Annotated in this window: 12 protein-coding genes; 6 read left to right on the plus strand and 6 right to left on the minus strand. The window is 70.9% G+C overall.

Annotated elements, in window-relative coordinates; all coding sequences use genetic code 11:
• Together BJF79_RS60940 and BJF79_RS21305 are read right to left on the minus strand one after the other, a co-directional pair.
• On the minus strand, positions 1 to 200 hold a 200-nt coding region (locus BJF79_RS60940), incomplete at its 3' end, for a hypothetical protein (RefSeq protein WP_262402360.1).
• Between the two features lie 402 nt (positions 201 to 602).
• Positions 603 to 1,412 (minus strand): hypothetical protein, encoded by an 810-nt coding sequence (locus BJF79_RS21305; protein ID WP_262402361.1) that lies wholly within the window; start codon positions 1,410 to 1,412, stop codon positions 603 to 605.
• 161 nt (positions 1,413 to 1,573) lie between these two features.
• On the opposite strand from BJF79_RS21305, the gene BJF79_RS21310 reads away from it, so the two are divergent.
• Positions 1,574 to 2,170 carry a TetR/AcrR family transcriptional regulator gene (locus tag BJF79_RS21310; RefSeq protein WP_262402362.1) on the plus strand — a complete coding sequence of 199 codons (597 nt, stop codon included), beginning with the start codon at positions 1,574 to 1,576 and terminating at the stop codon, positions 2,168 to 2,170.
• A 103-nt stretch (positions 2,171 to 2,273) separates the two neighbouring features.
• Here BJF79_RS21310 and BJF79_RS21315 read toward each other — a convergent pair whose 3' ends face one another.
• Positions 2,274 to 3,737, minus strand: coding sequence for a flavin-containing monooxygenase (locus tag BJF79_RS21315; protein WP_075899897.1), 1,464 nt, complete (start codon positions 3,735 to 3,737; stop codon positions 2,274 to 2,276).
• Between the two features lie 82 nt (positions 3,738 to 3,819).
• Here BJF79_RS21315 and BJF79_RS21320 point away from each other — a divergent pair, with 82 nt between their 5' ends.
• A complete protein-coding gene (locus BJF79_RS21320; protein WP_262402363.1) occupies positions 3,820 to 4,428 on the plus strand; it encodes a TetR/AcrR family transcriptional regulator in 609 nt (202 codons plus the stop codon).
• Here BJF79_RS21320 and BJF79_RS21325 read toward each other — a convergent pair.
• Complete coding sequence (locus BJF79_RS21325) at positions 4,410 to 5,108, minus strand: TetR/AcrR family transcriptional regulator (RefSeq protein ID WP_075899901.1); 699 nt, start codon at positions 5,106 to 5,108, stop codon at positions 4,410 to 4,412. The two genes, BJF79_RS21320 and BJF79_RS21325, sit on opposite strands and share 19 nt — an antisense overlap.
• A 109-nt stretch (positions 5,109 to 5,217) precedes the next feature.
• On the opposite strand from BJF79_RS21325, the gene BJF79_RS21330 reads away from it, so the two are divergent.
• Positions 5,218 to 6,324: a ferritin-like domain-containing protein gene (locus BJF79_RS21330; RefSeq protein ID WP_075899903.1), complete on the plus strand. Its 1,107-nt coding sequence runs from the start codon at positions 5,218 to 5,220 to the stop codon at positions 6,322 to 6,324.
• A 45-nt stretch (positions 6,325 to 6,369) separates the two neighbouring features.
• On the plus strand, positions 6,370 to 7,230 hold the full coding sequence (locus BJF79_RS21335) for an SDR family NAD(P)-dependent oxidoreductase (RefSeq protein WP_075899905.1): 861 nt from the start codon (positions 6,370 to 6,372) through the stop codon (positions 7,228 to 7,230).
• A 722-nt stretch (positions 7,231 to 7,952) separates the two neighbouring features.
• Here BJF79_RS21335 and BJF79_RS21340 read toward each other — a convergent pair.
• On the minus strand, positions 7,953 to 8,402 hold the full coding sequence (locus tag BJF79_RS21340) for a hypothetical protein (protein ID WP_262402364.1): 450 nt from the start codon (positions 8,400 to 8,402) through the stop codon (positions 7,953 to 7,955).
• Positions 8,399 to 8,725 (minus strand): hypothetical protein, encoded by a 327-nt coding sequence (locus BJF79_RS53555; RefSeq protein ID WP_143220072.1) that lies wholly within the window; start codon positions 8,723 to 8,725, stop codon positions 8,399 to 8,401. Before BJF79_RS53555 ends, BJF79_RS21340 begins: the two co-directional genes overlap by 4 nt.
• An 85-nt stretch (positions 8,726 to 8,810) precedes the next feature.
• Here BJF79_RS53555 and BJF79_RS60945 point away from each other — a divergent pair, with 85 nt between their 5' ends.
• The gene (locus tag BJF79_RS60945; RefSeq protein ID WP_262402365.1) at positions 8,811 to 9,362 is read left to right on the plus strand and encodes a hypothetical protein; all 552 of its coding nucleotides are present in this window, start codon (positions 8,811 to 8,813) and stop codon (positions 9,360 to 9,362) included.
• Positions 9,266 to 10,336, plus strand: a complete 1,071-nt coding sequence (locus BJF79_RS21345; RefSeq protein WP_262402366.1) for an ATP-dependent DNA ligase — start codon at positions 9,266 to 9,268, stop codon at positions 10,334 to 10,336. Before BJF79_RS60945 ends, BJF79_RS21345 begins: the two co-directional genes overlap by 97 nt.
• The last annotated feature ends 343 nt before the right edge of the window (positions 10,337 to 10,679 follow it).

Here is a 10,679-nt window from a genome sequence, read left to right on the forward strand (position 1 = left end):
GGGCGTCGGGGTGGGGGTGGGCCGGTCGGCGTCGTCGGCATGGGCGTCGGCGTGGGGGTGTCGGACGGCGACGGCGTCGTGTCGGACGGCGAGGTGCTCGGCGTCGGCTCCGCCGTCGCCGGGGCCGCCCCCGAAACCGAGAGGACGGCCGCCGCGCCCACCCCCGCGAGCAGAACACCGCCGGTCGAACGTGAACGCACCTGTCCGCCTCCCCCGCCTAGTGACGATCAGTACAATTGTCTGAAACGAATCCAAGCACGGTGTGAATGGACCGGACAAGAGCGGCGAACTCCCGGCGCACGTTTGCTCACTGCGGTGGGTGAATTCTCCTGACGCATTGTCAGTATGCGCGTACGAACACGCTCGTCACTCCCCTCCCGACACCGCCCGCACACCCCACCGGCCCCGCCGGATCCGGCCACCGCCCCACGCCCCGCGAAGCCCGCGACCGGCCCGGCCGTCCCCCGCGGCAAGGGCCGTCCGGAAGAGCGACCCGTCCAAATCGGCAGGCCCCGAACCGGCGGGCAGCCGGACGGACGGCGCTCGAACCGCTCGGTCGGGCGCGGCCGGACGGGCCGGGCACCCGGGTCAGCGGGACGGGGTCAGCGGGACGGGGCCAGGCGTTCCATTCGGTTCAGGTGGCCCGCGAGGAGGTCGTCGTGGGCGATCGCGAAATCGCCGTTCGGCATCTCCTGGGCGAAATGGGCTCCCATGACGGTTTCCGGGAGGAAGGCGCGGACCTTTTCCCGCAGGTCGTGCGGGTACCGCACCGGCTCGCCCCAGCCTTCGGGGGCCGCGTCCGTACCGAAGATCACCCAGTGGTCGGTCGCGACAGGCTCGCCCGCGGACGGCGGACCGCCGGTGTGGGCGTCCAGCGCCGGAGCGACCAGGACGTCAGGGTCGAGCGGCTCGTACCACAGCAGCAGCGGCTTCGCGCGGCGCGCGTCGGCGTTGTCGAAGCAGCAGACCGCGATCGAGTGGTGCGGGTAGTGGTCGGCGTAGAACTCCATGAGCGCCGGGTCGAGGCGGGGCCGCTTGCGGTACGGGACGCGGGTCAGCGCGGCGGGGATCAGCGTCGGGTCGTCGGCCAGCAGGACGGTGTAGACGTCGTGCTCGAACACCTGGACGGGATCGTCGGACGACATCCAGTCCATGGTCATGGCGCCCGCGCTCCGCGACAGCGGCCGGACGGCGTCCACCATCGCCGCGAGGACGCGCCCGCCGCGCCGTCCGACGGAGACGAACCGGTCGGGCGTCATCGCGCGGGCGGGCAGGTGCAGGAGCATCGCGTTCGGCCCGTCCGCGAGGTTCAGCGCGGTGTTCTCGTATCCGAGCACCTCGATCGGGCCGTGCAGCGGGTGCCGGGTGCGGCCGGCGTACAGGGTCGTCCCGGAGAATTCGGCCTCGGCCATCGATACGCACATGTCCGGCGAACCTAGCCGAACTACCGCGAAGATGGGGGTGGAGCGGCGGAAACGTCCCAAAGTCGGGGACGTTCGGGTCACATGGGACGCGCGGGACCGTTATCCTGACCTTCGGGTTACCGCTCCCTGACGGAAAGTCGAAGAGGTTCATGCCGACGTCAACCTGGTTCCGCCTGAACGTCGCCAAGCGCGCACGTGTGCTTGAAGTGGCGATGAAGGAGTTCGGGGAGCACGGGTACTCGACCGGCAGCCTCAACACCATCGCACGCGAGGCCGGCATCGCCAAGGGCTCGCTGTTCCAGTACTTCAACGACAAGCTGGAGTTCTTCGCGTTCGTCTGCGACGAGGCGTCCCGGCGCGTCCGCGAGGAGATGGAAGTGCGGATGGCGCGGATCGACTTCGACCAGCAGTTCGACGAGTGGCTCTTCGACGTCATGTGCGACTGGTCGGAGTACATGGAGGCGCACCCGCTCGAACGGGGCGTCACCGCGGCCACGAACTTCGAGCTCGACAACAGCGTCCGCGCGTGGTGCGCGACACCGCCAACCAGCACTATCTGCAGGTCATACACCCGACGCTGCAGCTGTGGCAGGAGAAGGGGCAGATCCGCGCGGACGCCGACCTCGAAGTCCTCGCGACGACGATCCTCGCGCTCCTGCCGTTCCTCGCGCTGGCCCCCTACTACGACGGCCTGGACCCGATCCACGGCCTGCGCGGCCGGTCGCCGGCCCAGCAGCGGCCGGTGATCCGGCAGCTCATCGCCGGGTACCGGCCGATGTTCGCCCCGGAGAAATGACCGGACGGGCGGGGGCCGGAGCCGCCCCCGCCGCCCCGGCCCGCGGCGCCGCGTCACGGACGGAGCGTGTACTCCTCCGGCTTCGCCTTGCGGCTGCCCGCCCAGAACTCGAACGTGGCGCCCGGCCAGAGCGTCCGGTTGACGCCCTTGTCGTCGAGGTACCAGCTCTGGCAGCCGCCCTCGCTCCACACGGCCTTGCGCAGCCGCTTGTGCATCTTGTCGTTGAACCGGCGCGCCGCCTGCGGCTTCGGCTCGATGGCGTCGGCGCCGCTCTCCTGGACGAGCCGCAGGCAGCTCAGCACGTGCTGGATCTGCACCTCGATCATGAAGACGACCGAGTTGTGGCCGAGCCCGGTGTTCGGGCCGAGCAGCATGAAGAAGTTCGGCAGGCCCGGGATCGTCGTGCCGCGGTGCGCCTCGATGCCGTCCGCCCACAGCTCCTGGAGCTTGACGCCGTCGCGGCCGGTCACGCGCAGCTCGGTGAGCGCGTCGGTCACCTTGAAGCCGGTGCCGTAGATGATGCAGTCGACCTCGTACTCGCGGCCGTCCGCGGTGACGATCGAGTGCTCGCGCACCTCGGCGACGCCGGACGTCTCGACGTCCACGTTCGGCCGCGTCAGCGCGGGATAGTAGTCGTTGGACAGCAGGACGCGCTTGCAGCCGACCGTGTAGTCGGGCGTCACCTTCGCGCGCAGTTCCGGGTCGGCGATCTGCCGCCGGATGTGCCGGCGGGCGAGCCACTCCATCGGGCCCGACAGCCGCGGGTCGAGGGTGAATCCGACGGCGCGGGCTTCGAGCGTCCAGTAGATCCCGTCGCGGAACGCGCGCGCCGCGCCCGGCACCTTCTCGAACGCCGCGCGGACGGGCGCCGGGAACGACCGGTCGGGCTTCGGCTGGATCCACGGCGGCGTCCGCTGGAACAGCGCGAGGTGCTCGACCCGCTTCGCGATCTGCGGGACGAACTGGATCGCCGACGCGCCCGTCCCGATGACGGCGACGCGCTTGCCGGTGAGGTCGTAGTCGTGGTTCCACTCGGCGGAGTGGAACGTCGTGCCCTGGAACCGCTCGATGCCCGGCAGCTCCGGGAACGCCGGGATGTGCAGGGCGCCGATGCCGGACACGATCGCCTTCGGCGTCAGGACGGTCCCGCCCGCGAGCGTCACGTTCCAGCGCTTGGCCGCGTCGTCGTACTCCATGCTCTCGACGGCCGCGCCGAACCTGATGTGCTCGCGCACCCGGTACTTGTCGGCCGTCCGCTCCATGTACGAGCGGATCTCCGGCTGCGGCGCGAACATCCGCGACCAGCCGGGGTTGAGCTCGAAGGAGAACGAGTACATGTGGGACGGGACGTCGCAGGCGCACCCGGGATAGGTGTTGTCGTGCCACGTCCCGCCGAGGGCCTCGCTCTTCTCCAGGATGACGAAATCGTGGAATCCGGCCTTCTTGAGACCGATCGCCATGCCCAGCCCCGCGAATCCGGAGCCGATGATGACGATCGCCGGTGCGCGCTCGCTCATAACCGTCCTCTCCCGTTACCTACTCCGGGTAAGTTACCCGGGGTAGGTTACTGACGGTAGGTCCAACAGATAGGATTTCCCTGTGAGTGCCGCCACACCCCGCCGACGCCGGATGTCCCGGGACGAGCGCCGGCGGCAGATGCTGGACGTCGCGGAGCAGGTGTTCGGCGAACGCGGCTACCAGGCCACCTCGATGGACGAGGTCGCCGAGCGCTGCGGCGTCTCCAAGCCGATGCTCTACGAGCACTTCGGCTCCAAGGACGGCCTGCTGCTGGCCTGCATGCGCCGCTCCAAGGCCGAACTCCTCGACGTCACGCAGAAGGCCATGGCGCAGGCGACCGACCCCGCCGACATCCTGTGGCGCGGCATGGTCGCCTACTTCGGGTTCGTCGAGTCGCACAGCGCCTCGTTCGCCATGATCCTGCGCGAGCCGATCGGCCCGCCGGAGACCATGAAGGCGCTGGACGACGCGCGCGCGCAGCAGAGCGGGCTGATCGCGGGCGTCCTCACCACGTTCGTCCCGGACGCCCCCGCCGACGTCATCGACGCCTACACGCAGATCATCATGGGCGCGTCCGAGCGGCTCGCGCAGTGGCAGACCGGCCGTCCCGAGGTGTCCGCCGAGGACGCGGCGCGCTACATGACCGACTTCTGCTGGAGCGGGCTCGGCACCTATCTGTCGGCCGGCTGACCGGGGGCGGACGCGTCGCGGGGCAGGGCCTCCAGCGCGCCGATCAGCAGGTCGAGGCCGAACTCGAAGTCGGCCTCCGGGTCGTGCTCGGCGAGCTCGGACGCGAACGCGATGACGTGCGGGAACTCGGCGGCGTCCAGTCTGGCGAAGTCGGCGGCCGGGCTCGTGTCGAGGTGGTGGAGCCACTTGCCGAAGCCGATCTCGCGCAACTGCGCGCCGAGCGCGTACGCCATCAGCGCCCGCATGATCCGGACGGCCGTCACGCCGTCGAACCCGGCGGCCTCGGCCAGTTCCAGGGCGCGCTCCGCGGGCCGGAGGCCGCTCAGGGTGTCGAACTTGCGGGTCATGACGATCGTCATGCAGCGCGGCTGCTCGCGCGCGACCGTCCGGAAGGCCCGCACGAGCGCGCGCGCACGGTCCTGCCAGGAGGCGGACGGGTCGTCCTGCAACTCCATCCCGGACACCACGTGCTCGGCGACGCCCTCCAGCAGCGCGCCCTTGTTCGGCACGTGGTTGTAGAGCGACATCACGGCGACGTCGAGCTCGGACGCGACGCGCCGCATCGACAGCGCGTCCGCGCCCTCCCGCTCGATGAGCCCGACGGCCGCGCGGACGATCCGGTCCCGGGTGAGGGCGGGGCGGCGCTCCGAGGCGTCGGCCTCCGGTGTGTCGGGGGTCACGATCGCCGCCCGTCCCTTCTGCGTTGACAGCCCCGGTGGGCCGTGTCACGGTACGTACATTGTACGTAAGACGTACAGCGTACGTTGCGTCCTCTAGGGGGAGAACGCCATGTCGACCCATGATCTCTACACCGCGCCCGTCGACACGTCCACCTGGGACGTCCCCATGACCGGCGACGCCCGGTTCACCTGGGAGTACGACGACGGCCGCGACCGCCTCCTCGCCCTGTACCAGAAGGGCAAGGACAAGCAGTGGGACTCCGAGAAGCGCATCGACTGGGACATCGAGGTCGACCCGCACGACGTCCTCGGCGTCCCCGACCAGTCCCTCGCCATCTACGGCACGAAGTACTGGGACAAGTTCTCGGAGAAGGACCTCGGCGAGCTCCGGCGGCACTCGGCGTCCTGGCAGTTCTCCCAGTTCGTGCACGGCGAGCAGGGCGCGATGGTCACCGCCGCCCGGATCGTCGAGTCCGTCCCGGACCTGGACGCCAAGTTCTACTCCGCCACCCAGACGATGGACGAGGCCCGCCACGTCGAACTCTTCTCGAAGTTCCTCCAGGAGAAGATCGGCCTCGTCTACCCCATCAACACCAAACTGCAGGAACTCCTCGACGAGACCCTCTCCGACTCCCGCTGGGACATGCCCTACCTCGGCATGCAGGTGCTCATCGAGGGCCTCGCGCTCGCCGCGTTCGGCGTCATGCGCGACGTCACCACCAAGCCGCTCCCCAAGCAGCTCCTCGCCTACGTCATGCAGGACGAGGCGCGGCACGTCGCGTTCGGACGGCTCGCCCTCCGCGACTACTACAAGCAGCTGTCCCCCGCCGAACTCCGCGAACGCGAGGAGTTCGTCATCGAGGGCTGCCACCTCATGCGCGACCGGATCCGGGGCCGCGAGATCTGGGAGAACTTCGGCGTCCCGGTGTCGGAGGTCGACGAGATGGTAGAGAACTCTCCGTACATGCGGATGTTCCAGAGCCTGCTGTTCAGCCGTATCGTCCCGTGCGTCAAGGACATCGGCCTGTGGAGCGACCGTATCCGCGAAACCTACGACGACATGGGCGTTCTCGACATGTCGAAGGCCGACCTCGACGCCCTCATGAACCAGGACGAGGAGATCGCCGAGCGGCTCGACGGCGAGCGGTTCGCCGCCGAGGAGACCGAGCGCAGGGCCGAGGTCGACGCCGTCATCGCGGAGGCGTCCTCCGGCTGAGTACCTTTGGACGCACTCGTCGGGACATTGTTCACGGAGGTAGGCATGCCCCTCGCGCAGTTCGACGGCGCACTCACCGTCGTCACCGGAGCAGGCAGCGGATTCGGCCGGGCCATCGCACTCGCCCTGGCCGAGCAGGGCTCGACGGTGATCGCCGCCGATATCGACCTGCCGGCCGCCGAACGCACGATCGCACTCGCCAAGACGCTCGGCCCCGGCGGCGCGTCCTACGAGGTCGACGTCGCCGACCGGGCCGCGATGGAGGCGTTCGCCGCCGAGGTCAAGGAAGCCCACCGCGTCCCCGACATCGTCGTCAACAACGCGGGCATCGCCATCACCGGCCCGTTCATGGACACCGGCCCGGACGACTGGGAGCGCATCCTCGGCGTCAACCTCTGGGGCGTCGTGCACGGCTCGCGCCTGTTCGGCAAGCAGATGGTCGACCGCGTCACCGCCCTGCCCAACAAGCCCGACAAGCCGAACCTCGGCGGCCACATCGTCAACATCGCGTCCGCCGCCGCGTTCGCGCCCTGGCGGTCCATGCCCGCGTACTGCACCACGAAGTCGGCCGTCCTCATGCTCAGCCAGAGCCTGCGCGCCGAACTCGCCGGCCACCGCATCGGCGTCACCGCCGTCTGCCCCGGCTTCGCCAACACCAACATCGCCAAGAACGCCACCTTCGTCGGCGGCGACGCCGCCGACCGCGCCCGCCTCGCCGAACGCGGCCAGAAGGCCGTGCGGCTCCGCAACTACCCCCCGGAGAAGGTCGCCGAACGCGTCGTCGACGCGATCATCAAGAACCGCGCCGTCGTCCCGGTCAACTTCGAGGGCCACCTCCTGCACGCCCTCTCCCGGATCTCCCCGGGAGCGACCCGCCTCCTGGCCCGCATCCCCGCCCCCCGGTAACCCACCGGCGGCCCTCAGGGGCCCCGTCCTCAGGGACGGGGCCTCATCCGAGCCAGGTCGCCTGCACGCACCCCCGGCCCGCTTCCCTTCTCCATGCCGCCCCGTCCTGAGCTGCACGAGCGCCTAAGGATCGGGGCGTGCGTCCGCCTACGTGCCCGTTCGGGACGGTCGGCACATCAAGTACGCCCGGGAGGAGCCGAAGCGGGTCGTCGCGAAGGCCGGCCGGTACGGCGGCGGCCTACAGACTGGCGCAGAGCGACCACCGGCGGGCGACGCTGCGGCGGGCGTCAGCAACGGCACCTCGTTCTTCGACGAGGTCGGGTTCCTGGACGGCCGTGCACGCGGCGTGCGGGAACGAGCGAGAATCGTTACATCTGTAACCTGTTCTCGTTGAGACGCCATTTATCTTGATGTCGAGCGGGACATTACCGAATGGCACTCTAATCACGTTCAATGGAACGCCCCCGACAACGAAAAGGGCCGCGGAGCGTGGTCCACTCCGCGGCCCGTCGACGAGATCATGTCGCCGACCTGGGCGTTCACCTCACCCAGGACACTCCGTCCGATGGCCCGGTCACGTCGTCGACCTCCTCCTCCCCGAAGCCTCCGCAAGCACGCCGACCGCGTTAACGGACTGGGGACCCGACCGGCGTACTCCCTCCCCTTAACCCCACAGCCTAGAAGGTACTGACAGTAAATATGCCATGATCGGCCGATTCAGGTCAGAATTGTAGAGACGTGAGAACTTCTCGCGCCACGGTGGTCGCGACGGCGAGGCACTCCGCTTCGCGGTCGGTCCCTTCGCCGCGCTCGCTGTAACTGACCGTGATCACCGCGTTCCGGGTCCGCACGGCCACCTCCCCGACGACCGTCGGCTGCCCCTCGTCGCGTTTGAACCAGCGGTACGCCTCGTCCCCGAGCCCCGACCGCCGTTCGAGCGTGAACGTCCGGAAGAGCGGCGCCTCGTGGGCCTGCCGCCACTGCGCGTCGAAGTACCGCCGCGCGTCCTCCACCGGCGTCGCCGTGTTCTCGGGCGCGTACAGGTGCGCCTCCACCCGCAGCCAGCGGAACGGCGGGCCGGTCGAATCGTAGGTGCACGTGGTGAGCGTGGAGTTCGCGTTGTCGCGCTGCCGCGCGCCCGGGATCGTCCGCCGGACGGTCTCGGCCGTCACCGTCCCGCACGGTTCGGGCAGCGCCGCGATCGGCGCCGCCTCCGCCGGGGACGGGACGGACGACGTCGGGGCCGCCACCGGCGACGTCGGCGCGGCCGTCCGGGGCGCGCCGCGCCCGTCCCGTCCGCCGACCGCAGGATCAGCGCCGCGCCGCCCGCGGCGCCCAGCACCACCACCGCCTCCAGCAGCGCGAGCAGCCTGAACCGGCGGCCGGCCGGAGGCGGATCCGGCGCCGAATACACCCGCTCGAACGGCTCGGGCGGCCGCGGAAGGCCCGCGCCCTCCCGGCTCGCCGCACCCGCGCCCGCACCCGATCGCCCCACGCTCGTCAACGTAGTCAGGGACGCCCGCCCTGACCAGGTCCCCCGGACGATCCTTTTGTCAGACCCGTCGGTCACACTGGAAGACGTGCGGATCACCGAGGTCGCCCGGACGTCGGCGGTCGTCGCCGAGACCTCCGGACGCAAGGCCAAGGTGGCGGCGCTGGCCGCGTGCCTGGGCGAGGCGGGCGCGCCGGAGGCGCCGATCGTCGTGGCGTACCTGTCCGGCGAACTGCCGCAGCGGCAGATCGGCGTGGGGTACGCGGCGCTGCGCGACGCGCCGCCGCCCGCGGACGTCCCGGCGCTGACCGTCGCGGAGGTCGACGCGACGTTCACCGAGATCGGCGCCGTGTCCGGCAAGGGGTCGGTCGCCCGCCGCAAGGAACTCGTGGCGGGCCTGCTGGGCCGCGCCACGCGCGGCGAGCAGGACTTCCTCGTCCGGCTGCTCGCCGGGGAACTGCGGCAGGGCGCGCTGGACGGCCTGATGGCCGAGGCGATCGCGGCCGCCGCGACGTCCCGCCCGCCGACGTCCGGCGGGCGTTCATGCTGCGCGGCTCGCTCGGCCCCGTCGCGACCGCCGCGCTGGCCGACGGCGCCGCCGGGCTGCGGGCGTTCACCCTGGAGGTCGGACGCCCGGTGAAGCCGATGCTCGCCGCGGCGGCCCCCTCCATCGAGGACGCGTTCGGCAAGCTCGACGGCGAAGCCGCCGTCGAATGGAAGCTGGACGGCGTCCGCGCGCAGGTGCACGTGTCCGGCGGCGACGTGCGCGTCTTCACCCGCACGCTCGACGAGATCACCGAACGGCTGCCCGAGGTCGTCGCGGCCGTCCGGGAACTGCCCGTCCGCGACGCGGTGCTCGACGGCGAGCTGATCGCGCTCCGCCCGGACGGGCGCCCGCACCCCTTCCAGGTGACGGGCGCGCGCACCGCCACCCGCACCGCGAAGGACGCCGAACCCGTCCCGCTGACCCTGTACCTGTTCGACGTCCTGCACCTGGACGGCGCCGACCTCCTCGACGCGCCCGGCGCCGAACGCAACGCGGCCCTCGCCCGGATCGTCCCCGAACACCTGCGGATGCCCCGGCTCGTCACCGCCGACCCGGCCGCCGCGAAGGCGATGTTCGACGAGGCCGTCGCACGCGGGCACGAGGGCGTCGTCGTCAAGTCCCTCGACACCCCGTACACGGCGGGCCGCCGCGGCGCCGGATGGATCAAGGTCAAGCCCCGCCACACCCTCGACCTCGTCGTCCTCGCCGTCGAGTGGGGGCACGGCCGCCGCAGCGGGCTGCTGTCGAACCTGCACCTCGGCGCCCGCGACCCCGAGTCCGGCGGGTTCGTCATGCTCGGCAAGACCTTCAAGGGCCTCACCGACGAACTCCTCGCCTGGCAGACCCGCACCCTGCGCGACCTCGCCGTCCGCGAGGACGACTGGACGGTGCACGTCCGTCCCGAACTCGTCGTAGAGATCGCCTTCGACGGCGTCCAGCACAGCACCCGCTACCCCGGCGGCATCGCGCTCCGCTTCGCGCGCGTCCTGCGCTACCGCCCCGACAAGTCCGCCGCCGAGGCCGACACGATCGACACCGTCCGCGCCGTAGCCCCCGTCATGGACTAGCCGCCGAGTTCCAAAGGCCCGTCCACGACGTGACCGCCCCACTTCCACTCGCCCCGACAACGCCGCACGGGGCAGCCAGCACACGCGCCCGAGCCCAGGCCGAGCGCGGCGCTCATCGGCGCACCGACGCCCCCTCCCGACGTTGATCTGCGGCGTGTTGCCCTTATGGCGCCCGAGTTAGGGCAACACGCCGCAGATCAACGAACCCAGGTGCACCTTGGCGGTCACTGCGCTAACCGCCTCGCTCGGCCTCCGCCGCCCGGTTCGCCCGCTCGGCCCGCACCCGCCCGATCTTGCCGCGCACCGCCCGTCCGCGCCGCCCGCCCGTCCCCCACCCGGACCG

Origin of the sequence: Actinomadura sp. CNU-125, assembly GCF_001942465.1 — a bacterium.
Taxonomy (GTDB): domain Bacteria; phylum Actinomycetota; class Actinomycetes; order Streptosporangiales; family Streptosporangiaceae; genus Spirillospora.

What these genes read in the sequence shown, in the direction of transcription:
- BJF79_RS21305 (WP_262402361.1), bottom strand. Translation starts at nt 1,412, where the DNA reads ATGGCCGAGGCCGAATTCTCCGGGACGACCCTGTACGCCGGCCGCACC.
- BJF79_RS21315 (WP_075899897.1), bottom strand. Translation starts at nt 3,737, where the DNA reads ATGAGCGAGCGCGCACCGGCGATCGTCATCATCGGCTCCGGATTCGCG.
- BJF79_RS21330 (WP_075899903.1), top strand. Translation starts at nt 5,218, where the DNA reads ATGTCGACCCATGATCTCTACACCGCGCCCGTCGACACGTCCACCTGG.
- BJF79_RS21310 (WP_262402362.1), top strand. Translation starts at nt 1,574, where the DNA reads ATGCCGACGTCAACCTGGTTCCGCCTGAACGTCGCCAAGCGCGCACGT.
- BJF79_RS21335 (WP_075899905.1), top strand. Translation starts at nt 6,370, where the DNA reads ATGCCCCTCGCGCAGTTCGACGGCGCACTCACCGTCGTCACCGGAGCA.
- BJF79_RS21345 (WP_262402366.1), top strand. Translation starts at nt 9,266, where the DNA reads ATGCTGCGCGGCTCGCTCGGCCCCGTCGCGACCGCCGCGCTGGCCGAC.